This is a genomic window from Caballeronia hypogeia, from assembly GCF_001544875.2.
GTDB lineage: Bacteria > Pseudomonadota > Gammaproteobacteria > Burkholderiales > Burkholderiaceae > Caballeronia > Caballeronia hypogeia.
The window spans coordinates 75,045-91,467 of sequence record NZ_FCOA02000010.1 but is presented as its reverse complement, the minus strand read 5'-3'; the positions used below and the strand labels follow the sequence as shown (position 1 = coordinate 91,467).

Sequence of the window (16,423 nt, the reverse complement as noted above, 5' to 3'; positions counted from 1 at the left end):
GTTGAATCGAATGACGCTCAGAAAGCGAGCGCGTCGGGATCGTCTTCGATCGGCGATGCGACCTGCAGCACTTCCGGCGCGATCTCGGGCAGCACCGAGCCGAAAACCAGCGCATGCGCCTCGCGCACCGGCGCGAACGAACGCCGATGATGCTCGCACGGGCCATGTTCGCGCAGCGCCTTCAGGTGTTGCGGCGTGCCGTAACCCGAATGCGTGGCGAAGCCGTACATCGGATAGGACTCGTGCAGTTCGACCAGCATGCGGTCCCGCGTGACCTTCGCGAGAATCGACGCCGCCGAAATCTGCTTGATGAGCGCATCGCCGCCGATTACGGCTTCGGCGCGGATCGACAGCATCGGGCAGCGGTTGCCATCGACCTTCACCAGCGTCGGAGCGACGGACAGCCCTTCCACGGCGCGCTTCATCGCGAGCATGGACGCGTGCAGGATGTTGATGGTGTCGATTTCCTCGACGCTTGCCGAGGCAATGCAATACGCGAGCGCCCGATCGACGATCTTCTCGTAAAGCTCTTCGCGCCTCTTCGCGGAGAGCGCCTTCGAATCGTCGAGGCCGTTGATGCGCGGCTTGGCGGGATCGAAGATGACCGCCGCGGCAACGACCGGGCCCGCGAGCGGACCGCGCCCGGCTTCATCGACGCCACAGATGATGTCGAAGGGAGAGCTGAAATCGAGCCCAGCCTGAGCTGATCGTGTCGCCGCCATTAGCGCGGCCTCCGCGTTTCGAGCACGCGCGCCACGGCTTCCGCCGCCTTCTGCGACGTGTTCTGACGCAGCGCGATGTGCATGTCGGTGAAGACTTCCGTCAGAGTACGGCGGTTGGCCTCGTCGTTCAACTGTTTCAGCGTAGCGTCCGCGAGCGCCTCGGGCGTCGCGAAATGCTGCAGGATTTCCGGCACGACGAAGCGCCCCGCGAGAATGTTCGGCAAGCCGACGTACGGCAGGTAGCCCTGCCGCTGCATGATCTGACCCGTGAGCCAGGGCACCTTGTACGAGATGACCATCGGCTTCTTGAGCAGCGCCGCTTCGAGCGTCACGGTGCCGCTTTTCACCAGAATCGCGTCGGCGGCGGTCATGGCGCGCTGGGCGTTGCCGTCGGTGATCGTCAGCGACAGATGCGGATGCGCGTCCACGAGCGGCCGCAGCAATTCGCGCAACGCCGGATTCGCCGCGGGCATCAGAAAGCGCACGCCGGGCTCGCGGAGCTGCATCAGTTCCATTGCGTCGAAGAAAGTCGGTCCGATGAGCGAAATTTCGGAGCGGCGGCTGCCCGGCAGCACGGCGATCACCGGACCGCCTTCCGCCAGCCCCAGTTCGCGGCGCGCGCCCATCGTGTCCGGCTCGAGCGGAATTTCGTCGGCAAGTGGATGGCCGACGTAACTCGCCGCCACGCCCGACTTCTCCAGCAGCGCGGTTTCGAACGGAAACACGCACAGCATGTGATCGACCGCCTTCACAATCTTCTTGATGCGCCCGCCGCGCCACGCCCAGATCGACGGGCACACGAAATGCACGGTCGGAATGCCCGCTTCGCGCAACGGCTGTTCGAGCCCGAAATTGAAATCTGGTGCGTCCACGCCGATGAACACCGAAGGCGGCTCCGCGAGCAGCTGGCGCTTGATCTCGTTGCGGATGCCGAGAATCCCGGGAATGTGCTTCAGCGCTTCGACATAGCCGCGCACGGACAGCTTGTCCATCGGCCAGTGCGCTTCGAAGCCTTCGGCCGTCATGCGCGGGCCGCCGATTCCGCTGTAGCGCGTGCCCTCCGGAAGCGTATTGCGCAGGCCCTTGAGCAGCGAGGCGGCGAGCAGGTCGCCGGAAGGCTCGCCCGCGACCATCGCGACGCGTGGCGGGTGGGTGATCAGGGTCATCGGGTGGCGCGTCAGCGGATGATGCCGCGCTGCGACGCCGCGATGAAGTCCGAGAATGCCTTGACGGGTTCGTCGCCCTCGCCGCCTGCCGTGCTCAGTTCCTTGAGCTGCAGTTTCGCCTCTTCGAGCGACAGGCCGCTCTTGTACACGATGCGATACGCCGAGCGCAGCGCCGAGATGGCGTCGGGCGTGAAGCCGCGGCGGCGCAGGCCTTCGACGTTGATGCCGTGCGGCTCCGCCTTGTTGCCCGCTGCAATGACGAACGGCGGCACGTCCTGCACCAGCGCCGAAGCGCCGCCCAGCATGGAATGGGCGCCGATGCGCACGAACTGGTGCACGCCCGACATGCCGCCCACGATCGCGTGATCGCCGACAATCACGTGCCCGGCCAGTTGCGCGTTGCTCGACATGATGACGTTGTTGCCGAGCCGGCAGTCGTGCCCCACGTGCACGTACGCCATGATCCAGCAGTCACTGCCAATGGAAGTCAGACTCTGATCCTGCACCGTGCCCGTGTGCAGCGTCGTGAATTCGCGGATGGTGTTGCGGTCGCCGATTTCGAGCCGCGTCGGCTCGCCCTTGTACTTCATGTCCTGCGGACGGCCGCCGATCGACGCGTAGTGGCCGATGCGGTTGTCCTGGCCAATCGTCGTGTGGCCTTCGATCACGCAGTGCGAACCGACGGTCGTGCCCGCGCCGATCACGACGTGCGCGCCGACGATCGCATACGGCCCGATCTCGACGGACTCGTCGAGCTGCGCGCCCGGCTCGATGATCGCGGTTGGGTGAATCTTGCTCATGCGCTTGTTCGCCTATGCTGTTCGTTACGGTGAACGTGAACGCTTACGCGTCCGTGTTCTTGACGGTACACATGAGCTCGGCCTCGGCGGCGACAGCGCCATCGACCTCGGCACGCGCCTTGAACTTCCAGATGCCCCGCATGTACCGCTCGAAGTGAACGTTGAGGATCAGCTGATCGCCCGGTTCCACCACGCGCTTGAAGCGCGCGCCGTCGATACCGACGAAGTAGTACAGCGTATTGGTCGGATCGTGCGGCTCTTCCGCGAAGGTCAAAAGCGCCGCCGTCTGCGCGAGCGCTTCGAGAATCAGCACGCCCGGCATGACCGGGCGCGTCGGGAAGTGGCCCTGAAAATACGGCTCGTTGATCGTCACGTTCTTCAACGCTTTGATGCTCTTGTGCGGCTCGAGTTCGAGCACGCGGTCCACGAGCAGAATCGGATAGCGATGCGGCAGCAGCGTGAGGATCTTGTGGATGTCGAGATTGATTTTTTCTGTGCTCATGGTCGTTCTGCTCACGCGCGTATCGGGCGCGGAAATTGGACGGCGGGCCGTCTTCGACGCCCGCCCGGATTGCTGTGTCTCGTGAAGCGGCTCGAACCGGCCCGCTCTCGATTCTGCCGCGGCTCACCTCGCTTCAGGTGCCGCTCTCGCCTTCTCGCCTGGGCGCGCCGGCAAGCGCCGTCTCCAGCGCCTTGATGCGCTCGCGCATTTTATCGAGATTGCGCATGATCGCCGCGCTCTTGTTCCAGTCCGCGTGCGGCACGGCCGGGAACGCGCTGGTGTACATGCCAGGCTTCGTCAGCGACTTCGAGACGCCCGACTGCGCCGTGACGATCACGTAATCCGCCAGCGTCACGTGGCCCGCGATACCTACCGCGCCGCCGATCATGCAATGCTTGCCGATGTTCGTGCTTCCCGCGATGCCCGCACAGCCGGCGACGACGGTATACGCGCCGATGCGGCAGTTATGGCCGATCTGCACGAGATTGTCGATCTTCACGCACTCCTCGATGACGGTATCCGCCATCGCGCCACGGTCGATGGTCGTGTTCGCGCCGATCTCGACGTCGTCGGCGATATCGACGGCGCCGACCTGCGGAATCTTCACCCAGCTTCCGGTGCGCGCGTCGCCTTCGCCCGTGAAATCCGGCGCGAAGCCGAAACCGTCCGCGCCGATCACCGCGCCCGCGTGCACGATCACGCGCGCGCCGAGCTTGCAGCCGTGATAGACGGTGACGTTCGGGTACAGATGCACGTCATCGCCGAGCTTGACGCCCCGGCCGACGACCACGCCCGCGTCCAGCTTCACCCGTTCACCGACGACCGCGCCCGCTTCGACCGTCACATGCGGGCCGATCACGGCGCTCGCCGCCACTTTCGCGGCGGGATCGATGCTCGCGCTCGGATGCACGCCCGGCACGGGCTTGGGCGTTGCCAGATCGATGAACGCCTGAGCCACGCGCGCGAAGTAAGCGTACGGATTCGGCGTGACGATGAAATTACTGCCCGCGCGGTTCGTCACCTTCTCGAGGTCAGCGGGGGAAATCAATACGGCGCCGGCGCGCGTCGTCTCCACCTGCGGCAGGTATTTCTGATTCGCGAGGAACGCGAGTTGCCCGGGACCGGCCTTGTCGAGCGGCGCGAGACTCCCGACGGCGTGCGCGCCGTCGCCAGCCACCTCGCCGCCGAAGCGCTTCACCAGATCGTCGAGCGTGATCGCCATGCCTGATGCCATCTCGTCTCGGTCCTCGTCAGTTCGCGCTCGAGCCGCTGGCCGCGCCGCCGGAACTGGCCGCCAGCGCCTTCAGCACCTGATCCGTGATGTCGATCCGCGGGCTCACGTACACCGCTTCCTGAACGATCAGGTCATAGTGCTGCTGCTCCGCGATCTGCTTGATCACCTTGTTCGCCCGGTCCAGCACCGCCGCGAGTTCCTCGTTGCGGCGCTGGTTCAGGTCTTCGCGGAATTCGCGCTGCTTGCGCTGAAAGTCCGCGTCGAGCTGCGCGAGATCGCGCTGACGCGCCGCGCGGTCGGCCGGCGATATCGTGGCGCCGTTCTTGTCGATGTTGTCGGAGAGCGACTTGAGGCGCTGCGCCATGTCCTGCAGTGCCTTGTCGCGCTTGGAAAATTCCTGCTCGAGCTTCAGCTGCGCAGCCTTCGCCGCCGCCGATTCGCGCAGGATGCGGTCGGAATTGACCGCAGCGATGCGCGCTTCCTGGGCGCTGGCGGACACCGCCGTGCCCAGGCCGAGAACCATCGACAACGCAAGCGCCAGCGCCATATGTTTCGAATGCTTACCGGTTCCCAAAGTGTTCCTCACGTTACGTCTGATTGAATGAAGTTCGAGTTCATCGGAGCGCGGCTTAGAAAGCCGTACCGATCTGGAACTGGAACTTCTGGTACTGATCGCCTTCGTGTTTCTGCAGCGGGAAACCCAGGCTCAGCTTGAGCGGGCCGATCGGCGAGATCCACGCGAGACCCACACCGTAGCCGTAACGCAGACCGTTCGCGCCGGACGTCGTGCCGCCCTGGTTCGGATCGCCCCAGACGTTACCGGCGTCGAGGAAGGTGAAAACGCGCAGCGTGCGGTCATAACCCGTGCCCGGCAGCGGGAACGTCAGTTCGATGTTACCCACGGCCATGCGCGAGCCGCCGATCGGGTCGTTCGTCTTCGCGTCGCGCGGACCCAGCGAGCTCGGCGAGTAGCCACGCACCGAACCGATACCACCCGCGTAGTAGTTCTTGAAGATCGGGTACGTCTGGCCTTGCAAGCCCTTGCCGTAGCCGCCCTGCACATTGAAGCCGAGCACGAAACCACGCGCGAACGAGTAGTAGTACTGGAACTGCGCGTCGAACTTCGCGTACGTGGTATTGCCGAGCGGCGTGCCGTATTCGGCGTTCGTCTGCATGTAATAACCGCGGCTCGGCACCAGCGCGCTGTCGCGATTATCGCGCGACCAGCCGACCGTCAGCGGGTAGTTATTCACCACGCGGCCGAACTCGTTCACGTAGTTGATGTACGACTGCGGCGTGTTCGAGTCGGTATCCATCGTGTTCTGCTCGGCGCCTACGCCGAAGAACACGGTGTCCTGCTCGGAGAACGGGATGCCGAACTTGGTGTCCGCACCCATCGTGATGATCTTGAAGCTCGAATCGGTCGAGTAGTACAGCGGCTGATACGTGCGGTAGTACGCGTCGGTGATGCGCTTGATGCCGTCGATCGTGAAATACGGATCGACCTGCGTCACGGTCAGCGTGCGGTACGTTTTCGCGGTGTTCACGTTGACCGAAAGACTCGTGCCGGAACCGAACACGTTGTCCTGCGACACGCCCGCCGAGAGCACCACCTTGTCCGTCGACGAGAAGCCTGCGCCCAGTGTGATCGCGCCGGTGGGCTTTTCCGCGACCTTCACGTCCACGTCGACCTGGTCGCTCGTGCCTTCCACGGGAATCGTCGTGACGTCGACATCGGTGAAGTAGCCGAGACGGTTGATACGGTCCTTCGACAGCGCAAGGCGGCTCGAGTCGAACCACGAGCTTTCGAGCTGACGCATTTCACGACGCACCACTTCGTCACGCGTGCGCGTATTGCCGACAATGTTCACGCGCCGCACGTACACGCGGCGGCTCGGGTCGACCTGCAGCGTGAGCGCCACGGTGTGATTCGCCTGGTCGATCTGGGGCTGCGCGTTGACCTGAGCGAATGCGTAACCGTATTCGCCGAGCTTGTCGACGATCGACTTGGTGGTCGCCTGCAGCTTCTCGGCCGAGAAACGCTCGCCCGGTTTGATCTTGATGAGCTTGTTGAGTTCTGCTTCGCGGTCGAGCAGATTGCCCGACAGATTGATGCTGCTGATCTTGTACGGCTCGCCTTCGTGCACGGCGATCGTCAGATACATGTCCTTCTTGTCCGGCGAGATCGACACCTGCGTGGAGTCGATGCTGAACTCGAGGTAGCCGCGGTTCAGGTAATACGAGCGCACGTTTTCGAGGTCGCCCGTGAGCTTTTCCTTCGCGTAGAGGTCGCTCTTCGTGTACCACGAGAACCAGTTCGGCGTGGACAGCTGCATTTCACCCAGCAGCGTGCTCGAACTGAACGCCTTGTTGCCCACGAAATTGATCTGGCGGATCTTCGCGCTCGGGCCTTCAGCCACCGAGAACAGAATGGCGACACGGTTACGGTCCACCGGCGTCACCGTAGTCGTGACTTCCGCCGCGTAGTAACCGCGCGTGAGGTACTGGCGCTTGAGCTCCTGCTCGGCCTTGTCGACCAGCGCCTTGTCGTAGGAACGGCCTTGCGACAGACCGATCGAGCGCAGTGCCTTGGTCAGGTTTTCCTTGTCGAACTCGTGCAGTCCCGCGAAGTCGATGGCGGAAATGGCCGGACGCTCCTGCACCTGCACGACGACCACGTTTCCTTCTGTGGCGATCTGGACGTCGTTGAAGAAGCCCGTCGCGTAGAGCGCGCGGATCGCTTCGGAGGCCTTGTCGTCGGTGAAGGTATCGCCTTGTTTGATCGGCAGATAAGCGAATACGGAGCCAGGTTCGATCCGTTGGAGACCGTCGATCCGAATATCCTGCACGACGAACGGCGTGGTGGCGTGCGCCGCCATACCCGTCGCGGCCAAAGCCGCGGCCACTGCCGTCTTAGGAACAAAGCGATGAGGTTTGAACAACGTGCTTCCCCAGTATTTAAAGCTGCATTCGTTCCGGCGGTCGCACAAAGGACGCCGCCAGAAATTGTCAAAATGGATCAGAAACGAATCAGGCGAGCGAGGTCGTTGAACAGTGCGATCATCGAAAGCGCGACGATGCAAACCAGGCCCGCCCTTTGCAGAACCAGCTGCCAGCGGTCGGATACAGCCTTGCCGGTGACAGCCTCAACCAAATAATATAACAGATGCCCACCGTCCAAAACCGGAATCGGTAACAAGTTCAACACACCGAGACTGATGCTGACGAGCGCGAGGAACGAGACGAAGGCCGTCAAACCGAGTCTCGCGCTCTTGCCCGCATAGTCGGCAATGGTGACCGGTCCCGACAAATTCTTGAGCGAGGCCTCGCCCGTGATCATCCGCCCGAACATGCGCAGCGAGTACATGCTGATGTCCCACGTGCGGTTCACGCCGAGGCGCAGGCTTTCGATCGGACCGTAGCGCACATCCACCATCGGCAACTGATTCGCGAGCGCCGCGCCGATGCGGCCGACGTCGTGTCCGGTGCTCGCATCGCGCTTGAGCTCGGGTACGATCCGCACCGATTGCTGCGTGCTCTGCTCGCCATTCCGGCGTTCGATCACGAGCGTCACGGGCTTGCCGCCATGCGCCTTCACGTAGTCGATGAAACTGGTCGCGTTGTCGACGGGACGGCCGTCGATCGCGCGCAGCGTGTCGCCCGCCTTCAGGCCGCTTTTCTGTGCGGCGCTGCCCTGCTCGACGCCGGCCACCGAGAGTGTGCCGCCGCCCGGCGTGAAGCCGAGCTTGTCCATGAAGTCCTGATCCGCGTCCGCATCGGTGATGCCGGCGACGCTCACCGGAAAATCGAACTTGCCGTCGTGCGTCTGCGCCGTCAGCACGATGCGCCGATGATCGAACGACGCGTCGAGCAACTTCCAGCGCAGATCGGACCACGAGCGGATCGCGTGGGCGTCGCCGCCTGCGGCGTCGCGCATCGACAGGATTTTTTCGCCTCCCTCGAAGCCCGCGTGCGCGGCCGCGGTGTCCGCCGCCGGCTGCGACACGATGGCCGCGGGCTCGGTGACGCCGCTCGCGAACACCGCGGAAAACAGCAGGATCGCGAGCAGGAAATTGGCGACGGGCCCCGCCGCGACGATCGCGATGCGCTTGCCCACGCTCTGCCGGTTGAAGGCGCGCGGCAAGTCCTCGGCGGGAATCTTCATGCCGCTGTCGGGATCGATTTCGCGCTCGTCGAGCATCTTCACGTAGCCGCCGAGCGGCAGCGCGGCGATCGTCCATTCGACGCCCGTCTTCTTGCTGACCCACTGCACGAGCGGCTTGCCGAATCCGACCGAGAAGCGCAGCACTTTCACGCCACACAGCCGCGCGACACTGTAGTGACCGAATTCGTGGACGACGACGAGCACGCCAATCGCAACGACGAAGGCGACAATTTCGGTCAGGAAGTTCATGACGGCCTCAATGGGCGATGGGTTCGGCGCCTGGCGCGCTCGCGGTGAGCTCTGCGACGAAACGGGAGGCGAGACGGCGCGCGTTCGCATCGGCGGCGAGGACGTCGTCGAGCGCGTTGGCGCTCGTGTTCGGCAACGCGTTCAGCACGCGCTCCACCACACCGCCGATCGCCATGAAGCCGATGCGCCGTTCGAGGAACGCTTCCACGGCGATTTCGTTCGCCGCGTTGAGCGCAGCGCTCGCGATGCCACCCGCTTCCAGCGCCTGAATGGCCAGCGCGAGACACGGAAAGCGCGCGAAATCGGGCTTCTCGAAGGTGAGCTGGGCGATCTGCGCGAGATCGAGCGGTGCGACGCCCGAATCGACACGATCAGGATACGCCAGCGCGTGCGCGATAGGCGTGCGCATGTCGGGGTTGCCGAGCTGCGCGAGCACCGAGCCGTCGGCGTAGGAAACCATCGAATGGATCACGCTCTGCGGATGGATCAGCACCTCGATGCGCGAACCCGGCAGATCGAAGAGCCAGTGCGCCTCGATGACTTCGAGGCCCTTGTTCATCATCGTGGCGGAATCGACGGAAATCTTGCGGCCCATCGCCCAGTTCGGATGCTTGACGGCTTCTTCGGGCGTCACGTTCACGAGCGTCGCGGGCTCGCGCGTGCGGAACGGGCCGCCCGACGCCGTCAGAATGATCTTGGAGACGCCGCCGTGCAGCTTGGCTTCCTTGTCCGCGCAGGGCGGCAGGCACTGGAACACGGCGTTGTGCTCGCTGTCGACCGGCAGCAGGATCGCGCCGTTGTCGTGCACCGCGTCCATGAAGATCTGGCCGGACATGACCAGCGCTTCCTTGTTCGCGAGCAGGATGCGCTTGCCGGCGCGGGCAGCGGCGAGCGTGGGCGCAAGGCCCGCCGCACCGACGATGGCCGCCACGACCGTGTCGCACTGCGAGGCGCGCGCCACTTCGACCAGCGCGTCCGGCCCGTGCATCACTTCGGTCTTGCAGCCTTCCGCGCGCAGCGCCGTGGAGACGCGCGCGGCGGTTTCGGCGTCGCCTACGACCGCCACTTCCGGCTGGAATTTCAGACATTGGGCGACGAGCTTGTCGCCGTTGCGATGCGCGCTGAGCGCATAGACCGAGAACAGGTCCGGGTGCCGCGCCACGACGTCGAGCGTGCTGTCGCCGATCGAGCCCGTGGAGCCGAGCAATGTGAGACGTTTTTGCATAAATTCTTCTCTAGCCGATCAGCCGAGCATCAGCAATGCGATCGGCAATACAGGCAACAAGGCGTCGATGCGGTCCAGCACGCCGCCGTGGCCAGGCAGGAGGCCGCTGGAGTCCTTGACGCCGGCCTGACGCTTCAGGAGCGACTCGAACAGATCGCCGATCACGCTGAACGCGACCAGCACGGACAGCGCGACGAACGAGCGGTCCCAGCCGAGTTTTTCGACGAAGGCCGTGAATACAGTCGGCGCATAAAAGCGGGTGGCGGCGGCGATCGCGCCGATCGCAATGACGGCCAGCCACCCGCCGATGGCGCCTTCCCAAGTCTTGCCCGGGCTGATCGACGGGGCGAGTTTGTGGCGGCCGAGCGCTTTTCCGGCGAAGTATGCGCCTATATCAGCCAGCCAGACTACTAGCAGAAGCGATAGCACGAACGCCACGCCATGCGTGCGCGCGTCGACGACCGCGTGCCAGCAGGCGATGAAAACGACGATTCCCGCGAACAGCAGGAACGCCCGCCATGCACCGCCGGCGAGCTTCGGCTTGCGCACGAGCGTATAAGGACCCGCGAGCACCCAGAAAATCCCGGCCATCTGATACAGCGGCTTCGAAGCGACGCCGAGCCAGGCGCTGAAGATCAGCGCGAGCCCCGCGACCAGCGCATAGGCCACCGGCCCCGCCCCGTTCAGCTTGAGCAGCCGCCCCCATTCCCAGGCCGCGAACACGACGACGAAGCCGATGAGCGCCGCAAACGCGCCGATCGGCGCGAACAGCGTGACCGGCACGAGAACCGCCAGCAGAACGATTGCCGTGATGACACGGGTTCTTAGCATGAAAGGGTGTCGGCCTTCTGCGATTGGGAAGCGAGTTGCGCGCTGGTGCGCCCGAAGCGGCGTTCGCGCCCGCCGTACGACGAGATCGCGCGATCGAGCGCGGCGGCGTCGAAATCCGGCCAGTAGGTGTCGGTGAAATAGAGCTCGGTGTACGCGAGCTGCCACAACAGGAAGTTGCTGATGCGCTGCTCGCCGCCGGTGCGGATGAACAGATCCGGCTCCGGCGCGTAGGCCATCGCCAGATGTTCGGCGAACGATTCGTCGTCCACACGGGCCGGCACGCCGGTTTCGAGCGATTGCGCGATGAGCTTCTTGGTCGCCTGCATGATGTCCCAGCGTCCGCCGTAGTTGGCGGCAATGGTCAGCGTGAGGCGCGTATTGCGTGCGGTCTTGGTTTCGGCGCGCTGGATCAGCGCGCGGATGCGGTCGTCGAATTGCGAGATGTCGCCGACGACGCGCAGGCGAATGCCGTTGGCGTGCAGCTTGCCGATCTCGCGCTCCAGCGCGGTCACGAACAGACGCATCAGGAAGGAGACTTCTTCGGTCGGACGGCGCCAGTTTTCCGAGCTGAACGCGAAAAGCGTCACGAACTCGACGCCGCGCAGCGCGCAGCTTTCGACGGTGGCGCGCACCGCGTCGACGCCGCGCGTATGACCGGCGACGCGCGGCAGACGCCGCTCCGTCGCCCAACGGCCATTGCCGTCCATGATGATCGCGACGTGACGCGGGACAGCCGCGACATCGGGCACGGTAACGGTAGAGCTGGAATAGGTCATGGCCGCTGAATCTTGAAAAACTGAGGGAGTGAGAGCCGGCCTCGATGATCGAACGCCCGAGGCCGGCAGAACCGTCTCTACGGCCTCACACCGTCATGATTTCCGATTCCTTGGTCTGAACGAGCTTGTCGATCTCGGCCACGAACTTGTCCGTGAGTTTCTGGACTTCATCGCTCGAGCGGCGCTCGTCGTCTTCCGAGATTTCCTTGTCCTTGACCAGCTTCTTGAGCGCGTCGTTCGCGTCGCGACGCAGGTTGCGCACGGCGACCTTGGCGGTTTCGCCTTCGCTCTTGACGACCTTGGTCAGCTCGCGGCGGCGCTCTTCGGTCAGCGCGGGCATCGGCACGCGGATCAGATCGCCCTGCGTGGCCGGGTTCAGGCCCAGATCCGATTCGCGGATCGCCTTCTCGACCACCGGAACCATCTTCTTTTCCCACGGCTGCACGCCGATCGTGCGCGCGTCGACGAGCGTCATGTTCGCAACCTGCGAGATGGGCACGTTCGAACCGTAGTAGTCGACCTGAATGTGATCGAGCAGGCCCGTGTGGGCGCGGCCCGTGCGAATCTTGGCGAGATCGGCCTTGAACGCTTCGATCGACCGCTGCATCTTCTGGTCGACGCCCTTTTTAATGTCAGCCACACTCATTTGAACCTCCAAACCTGGGTTTTACTGGCGAAACGCGGCGCTTCCCGCGCGTGGCTTTTGCGCTGCCGCGCGGCGCCGGATATCGCGAGAGTTTACACGTGGACGAGCGTACCCTCGTCGTCGCCCTGCACGATGCGCTTGAGCGCGCCCGGCTTCGTGATCGAGAACACGCGAATCGGCAGCTTCTGGTCGCGGCACAGCGCGAACGCCGTCGCGTCCATCACCTGCAGATTGCGGCCGATCGCTTCGTCGAAGCTGATCGTGCTGTAGCGCGTCGCGTCCGGATCCTTCTTCGGGTCGGCGGAGTATACGCCATCGACCTTCGTCGCTTTCAACACCACTTCGGCGCCGATTTCCGAGCCGCGCAGCGCAGCAGCCGTGTCCGTCGTAAAGAACGGGTTGCCAGTGCCGGCCGCGAAGATCACGACCTTGCCCTCTTCGAGCTGACGAATCGCGCGCGGACGAATGTACGGCTCGACCACCTGGTCCATGCGCAGCGCCGACTGCACACGCGCCTCGATGCCCGCGTGGCGCATCGCATCCTGGAGCGCCAGCGCGTTCATCATCGTGGCGAGCATGCCCATGTAGTCGGCGGTCGCGCGATCCATGCCGGCCGCGCCGCCCGCGACGCCGCGGAAGATGTTGCCGCCGCCGATCACGACGGCCAGTTGCGTGCCCATCCGCACCACTTCAGCGACGTCCGCCACCATCCTTTCGATCGTTGCGCGATTGATGCCGAAAGCATCGTCGCCCATCAGGGCTTCGCCGGAGAGTTTGAGGAGTACGCGTTTGTAGGCTGTGGGCATATGAGGTTCCGATCGCGCCGAGGAGGGTTGCAACAACGTAGAACTGTAGGGGTGAAACATTGCTTACCGCAAGCGGGCCGGATCGGGCGGCGGGCGCGGTTAATCAGGGTTTACCCCCAATCTACCGCGCCCGCTGCGGGTGCGAACCGGATCGCGTGAATGCGCGCGGCGGGACGATCCGCCGCAGGTACTACTTTTCTGGCTCGGCGCGCGAGCGCTCCATGAGAACACACGCGCCTTAAATGCACCTTAGGACTCGATTACGACTGCTTGGCCGCAGCGACTTGCGCCGCCACTTCAGCCGCGAAGTCGTCCTGACGCTTCTCGATGCCCTCGCCCACCACGAACAGCGCGAACTTTTGCACCGATGCGTTGGCAGCCTTCAGGTATTGCTCGATGGTCTGCTTGTCGTTCTTCACGAACGGCTGGTTCAGCAGCGAGACTTCCTTCAGGTACTTCTGGATCGAGCCGTCGACCATCTTCGCGACGATCTCGGCCGGCTTGCCCGACTCAGCGGCCTTCTGCTCGGCGATGCTGCGCTCCTTGGCGATCAGATCGGCCGGAACTTCGTCCGACGACAGCGAAACCGGCTTCATCGCGGCGACGTGCATTGCCACGTCCTTGCCGACTTGCTCGTCGGCGCCCGTGAACTCGACGAGAACGCCGATGCGCGTGCCGTGCAGGTACGAAGCGACCTTGTTGGCCGACTCGAAACGCACGAAACGGCGGATCGACAGGTTTTCGCCGATCTTGCCGACCAGCGCCAGACGCACGGCGTCGACCGTCGAGCTTTCGAGCGGCAGCGCCGACAGCGCAGCCACGTCAGCGGGATTCTGCTTGGCAACCAGTTCAGCAATCGTCTTGCCGAATGCGAGGAAGTCGTCGTTCTTCGCGACGAAGTCGGTTTCGCAGTTCAGTTCGACGAGCGCGCCCACGCCGCCTTCGACGTGCGCCGTGATAATGCCTTCAGCCGTCACGCGCGATGCCGCCTTGCTCGCCTTGTTGCCGAGCTTCACGCGCAGCAGCTCTTCGGCGCGCGCCATGTCGCCGTCGGCTTCCGTCAGCGCCTTCTTGCATTCCATCATCGGCGCATCGGTCTTCGCGCGCAGTTCTGCCACCATGCTTGCGGTAATTGCCGCCATCATTCGCTCCTTGAGTCTGTTTGATACGTGCCGCCGGCCTTTAGTGCTTGCCCACGGCAGAAAAATGGGATTGCTACGTCGCGCTGACTAAAAAAAAGGGGCCTTTCGCAAAGCCCCCTTTTTTGTCGGCCACAGGGCTCGATTACGCCTCTGCGTTGACCTCGACGAACTCGTCGCCTTCGCCGTTGCGCACGGCCTGAACAACGTCGTTCACCGCGTTCGCACGGCCTTCGAGGATCGCGTCAGCCACGCCTTCGGCGTACAGCGCCACGGCCTTCGACGCGTCGTCGTTGCCCGGGATCACGTAGTCGATGCCTTCCGGCGAATGGTTCGTGTCGACCACGGCGATGACCGGAATGCCGAGCTTCTTGGCTTCGGTAACAGCGATCTTGTGGTAGCCGACGTCGATGACGAACATCGCGTCAGGAATGCCACCCATGTCCTTCACGCCGCCGATCGACTTTTGCAGCTTGACCATTTCGCGTTCGAACAGAAGGGCTTCCTTCTTGCTCATGCGCTCGGTTTCACCCGACTCCAGCGCCGCTTCCATGTCCTTCAGGCGCTTGATCGAAACCTTCAGCGTCTTGAAGTTGGTCATCATGCCGCCGAGCCAGCGGGCGTTGACGAAAGGCATGCCGGCGCGCGCTGCTTCCTGAGCGATGGTGTCGCGCGACTGGCGCTTCGTGCCGACAAAAAGAATCGTGCCGCGGTTCGCAGCCAACTGGCGCACGTACTTCAGCGCGTCGTTGTAGAGCGGCAGCGTCTTTTCGAGGTTGATGATGTGAATCTTGTTGCGATGACCGAAGATGTACGGGGCCATCTTGGGGTTCCAGAAGCGCGTTTGGTGACCGAAGTGGACACCGGCTTCCAGCATTTGACGCATCGTGACTGCCATGGAATTCTCCGCGAGGGTTGGGTCTTAAGCCGGCTGCCGCATCCCGCGCTGTTTTATTGATAGCGTGAGACACCCTGGGTGCGCCGGCTTGCGAATCGACTGAAATTACTTCCCAAGCCCGAAACCACCGCTGCCTTGCGACTGACGAGAGATTCTCGCACTAGATCGTGACGGCAATATGGATTAGGACTTAGCCCGTGAGTATAGCATGTGAGGATTGATCGGCTCAAGCCGAACGACCGGACCGGATTCGCACGCGCACCGCGCCCGAATCCGTGCGTCGCGCCTGAAGCCCGCTTGCCGTCCGGTCCGGCGCCCCCAACTAACCGGGTGCGGCACATTTCTTATGGTGCGATAATGCCGCTTTCGCGGCTCACGGCCGCCGCCCACGCAATCTCCCGCATTTCCGAGCCAAGTCATGTCCATTACGCTGAAAAACGATCACGATATCGCTCAGATGCGCGTCGCCTGCCGGCTCGCCAGCGAAGTGCTCGATTTCATCACGCCCCACGTCGCACCCGGCGTGACCACAGAGGAACTCGACCGCCTCTGTCATGAATATATGGTGAAGGAACAGGGCACTGTTCCCGCACCGCTGAATTATCAGCCGCCTGGCTATCCGCCGTACCCGAAGGCCACCTGCATTTCCGTGAATGACGTGATCTGCCACGGCATTCCGGGCGAAAAAGTGCTCAAGAACGGCGACGCGCTCAATATCGACATCACTGTCATCAAGAACGGCTATTTCGGCGACACGAGCCGCATGTTCATCGTTGGCGAGGGCTCCATTCTGGCGAAGCGCCTCGTCCAGACGACCTTCGACTGCATGTGGCTCGGCATCGATCAGGTGCGTCCGGGCGCGCATCTCGGCGATATCGGCGCGGCGATCCAGAAGCACGCCGAATCGCAGGGTTACAGCGTCGTGCGCGAATACTGCGGCCATGGCATCGGCCAGGTGTTCCATGAAGAGCCGCAGGTGCTGCACTACGGCCGCCCCGGCACCGGCATCGAGCTTCAGACAGGCATGATCTTCACCGTCGAGCCGATGATCAACGCCGGCCGCCGCGAAATCCGCACGATGCCCGACCAGTGGACCGTCAAGACGCGTGACCGCAGCCTCTCGGCACAATGGGAGCACACCGTGCTGGTCACGCCGACCGGCTACGAAGTGCTAACCGTTTCCGCCGGCACGCAGGCGCCTTCGCAGCTGATCGCGGCCACGGCCTGATTTTTCGTCACTTCGCGCGCCTGCTTTCCGGCCGGC

General features: G+C 63.7%; 16 protein-coding genes. 1 reads left to right on the top strand and 15 read right to left on the bottom strand.

Annotated elements, in window-relative coordinates:
* Window positions 1-17: 17 nt before the first annotated feature.
* From rnhB to rpsB, 15 genes are all read right to left on the bottom strand, one after another.
* Window positions 18-722 carry a ribonuclease HII gene (gene rnhB / locus AWB79_RS16860; protein WP_061168566.1) on the bottom strand — a complete coding sequence of 235 codons (705 nt, stop codon included), beginning with the start codon at window positions 720-722 and terminating at the stop codon, window positions 18-20.
* Entirely contained in the window at window positions 722-1,888 is a 1,167-nt protein-coding gene (gene lpxB, locus AWB79_RS16855; protein ID WP_061168565.1) for a lipid-A-disaccharide synthase, read from the bottom strand. Before lpxB ends, rnhB begins: the two co-directional genes overlap by 1 nt.
* A gap of 11 nt (window positions 1,889-1,899) precedes the next feature.
* Entirely contained in the window at window positions 1,900-2,688 is a 789-nt protein-coding gene (gene lpxA, locus AWB79_RS16850) for an acyl-ACP--UDP-N-acetylglucosamine O-acyltransferase (RefSeq protein ID WP_061168564.1), read from the bottom strand.
* 43 nt (window positions 2,689-2,731) lie between these two features.
* Window positions 2,732-3,190: a 3-hydroxyacyl-ACP dehydratase FabZ gene (gene fabZ, locus AWB79_RS16845; RefSeq protein WP_061168563.1), complete on the bottom strand. Its 459-nt coding sequence runs from the start codon at window positions 3,188-3,190 to the stop codon at window positions 2,732-2,734.
* Window positions 3,191-3,323: 133 nt separating this feature from the next.
* Complete coding sequence (gene lpxD / locus AWB79_RS16840) at window positions 3,324-4,412, bottom strand: UDP-3-O-(3-hydroxymyristoyl)glucosamine N-acyltransferase (RefSeq protein WP_061168562.1); 1,089 nt, start codon at window positions 4,410-4,412, stop codon at window positions 3,324-3,326.
* A 28-nt stretch (window positions 4,413-4,440) separates the two neighbouring features.
* Window positions 4,441-4,971 (bottom strand): OmpH/Skp family outer membrane protein, encoded by a 531-nt coding sequence (locus tag AWB79_RS16835; protein WP_061168561.1) that lies wholly within the window; start codon window positions 4,969-4,971, stop codon window positions 4,441-4,443.
* Window positions 4,972-5,053: 82 nt separating this feature from the next.
* Window positions 5,054-7,366 carry an outer membrane protein assembly factor BamA gene (gene bamA / locus AWB79_RS16830; protein ID WP_061168560.1) on the bottom strand — a complete coding sequence of 771 codons (2,313 nt, stop codon included), beginning with the start codon at window positions 7,364-7,366 and terminating at the stop codon, window positions 5,054-5,056.
* A 77-nt stretch (window positions 7,367-7,443) separates the two neighbouring features.
* Window positions 7,444-8,838, bottom strand: coding sequence for an RIP metalloprotease RseP (rseP, locus tag AWB79_RS16825; RefSeq protein ID WP_061168559.1), 1,395 nt, complete (start codon window positions 8,836-8,838; stop codon window positions 7,444-7,446).
* A gap of 7 nt (window positions 8,839-8,845) precedes the next feature.
* On the bottom strand, window positions 8,846-10,063 hold the full coding sequence (locus tag AWB79_RS16820; RefSeq protein ID WP_061168558.1) for a 1-deoxy-D-xylulose-5-phosphate reductoisomerase: 1,218 nt from the start codon (window positions 10,061-10,063) through the stop codon (window positions 8,846-8,848).
* 18 nt (window positions 10,064-10,081) lie between these two features.
* Window positions 10,082-10,894 carry a phosphatidate cytidylyltransferase gene (locus tag AWB79_RS16815; protein WP_061168557.1) on the bottom strand — a complete coding sequence of 271 codons (813 nt, stop codon included), beginning with the start codon at window positions 10,892-10,894 and terminating at the stop codon, window positions 10,082-10,084.
* Window positions 10,888-11,670 carry a polyprenyl diphosphate synthase gene (gene uppS, locus AWB79_RS16810; protein WP_061168556.1) on the bottom strand — a complete coding sequence of 261 codons (783 nt, stop codon included), beginning with the start codon at window positions 11,668-11,670 and terminating at the stop codon, window positions 10,888-10,890. Before uppS ends, AWB79_RS16815 begins: the two co-directional genes overlap by 7 nt.
* Before the next feature lie 85 nt (window positions 11,671-11,755).
* A complete protein-coding gene (gene frr, locus AWB79_RS16805; RefSeq protein WP_061168555.1) occupies window positions 11,756-12,316 on the bottom strand; it encodes a ribosome recycling factor in 561 nt (186 codons plus the stop codon).
* 92 nt (window positions 12,317-12,408) lie between these two features.
* Window positions 12,409-13,122: a UMP kinase gene (pyrH, locus tag AWB79_RS16800; RefSeq protein ID WP_061168554.1), complete on the bottom strand. Its 714-nt coding sequence runs from the start codon at window positions 13,120-13,122 to the stop codon at window positions 12,409-12,411.
* 260 nt (window positions 13,123-13,382) lie between these two features.
* Window positions 13,383-14,264, bottom strand: coding sequence for a translation elongation factor Ts (gene tsf / locus AWB79_RS16795; RefSeq protein WP_061168691.1), 882 nt, complete (start codon window positions 14,262-14,264; stop codon window positions 13,383-13,385).
* Between the two features lie 142 nt (window positions 14,265-14,406).
* On the bottom strand, window positions 14,407-15,159 hold the full coding sequence (gene rpsB, locus AWB79_RS16790; protein ID WP_061124623.1) for a 30S ribosomal protein S2: 753 nt from the start codon (window positions 15,157-15,159) through the stop codon (window positions 14,407-14,409).
* Window positions 15,160-15,577: 418 nt separating this feature from the next.
* Between rpsB and map the strand changes: the two genes are divergently transcribed.
* Window positions 15,578-16,387, top strand: coding sequence for a type I methionyl aminopeptidase (gene map / locus AWB79_RS16785; RefSeq protein WP_061168553.1), 810 nt, complete (start codon window positions 15,578-15,580; stop codon window positions 16,385-16,387).
* Window positions 16,388-16,423 lie beyond the last annotated feature (36 nt).

Bases quoted from the DNA above. Each gene is read 5' to 3' on its own strand.
- rnhB (WP_061168566.1), bottom strand. From the start codon at position 722: ATGGCGGCGACACGATCAGCTCAGGCTGGGCTCGATTTCAGCTCTCCC.
- lpxB (WP_061168565.1), bottom strand. From the start codon at position 1,888: ATGACCCTGATCACCCACCCGCCACGCGTCGCGATGGTCGCGGGCGAG.
- lpxA (WP_061168564.1), bottom strand. From the start codon at position 2,688: ATGAGCAAGATTCACCCAACCGCGATCATCGAGCCGGGCGCGCAGCTC.
- fabZ (WP_061168563.1), bottom strand. From the start codon at position 3,190: ATGAGCACAGAAAAAATCAATCTCGACATCCACAAGATCCTCACGCTG.
- lpxD (WP_061168562.1), bottom strand. From the start codon at position 4,412: ATGGCGATCACGCTCGACGATCTGGTGAAGCGCTTCGGCGGCGAGGTG.
- AWB79_RS16835 (WP_061168561.1), bottom strand. From the start codon at position 4,971: ATGGCGCTGGCGCTTGCGTTGTCGATGGTTCTCGGCCTGGGCACGGCG.
- rseP (WP_061168559.1), bottom strand. From the start codon at position 8,838: ATGAACTTCCTGACCGAAATTGTCGCCTTCGTCGTTGCGATTGGCGTG.
- AWB79_RS16820 (WP_061168558.1), bottom strand. From the start codon at position 10,063: ATGCAAAAACGTCTCACATTGCTCGGCTCCACGGGCTCGATCGGCGAC.
- AWB79_RS16815 (WP_061168557.1), bottom strand. From the start codon at position 10,894: ATGCTAAGAACCCGTGTCATCACGGCAATCGTTCTGCTGGCGGTTCTC.
- uppS (WP_061168556.1), bottom strand. From the start codon at position 11,670: ATGACCTATTCCAGCTCTACCGTTACCGTGCCCGATGTCGCGGCTGTC.
- frr (WP_061168555.1), bottom strand. From the start codon at position 12,316: ATGAGTGTGGCTGACATTAAAAAGGGCGTCGACCAGAAGATGCAGCGG.
- pyrH (WP_061168554.1), bottom strand. From the start codon at position 13,122: ATGCCCACAGCCTACAAACGCGTACTCCTCAAACTCTCCGGCGAAGCC.
- tsf (WP_061168691.1), bottom strand. From the start codon at position 14,264: ATGGCGGCAATTACCGCAAGCATGGTGGCAGAACTGCGCGCGAAGACC.
- rpsB (WP_061124623.1), bottom strand. From the start codon at position 15,159: ATGGCAGTCACGATGCGTCAAATGCTGGAAGCCGGTGTCCACTTCGGT.
- map (WP_061168553.1), top strand. From the start codon at position 15,578: ATGTCCATTACGCTGAAAAACGATCACGATATCGCTCAGATGCGCGTC.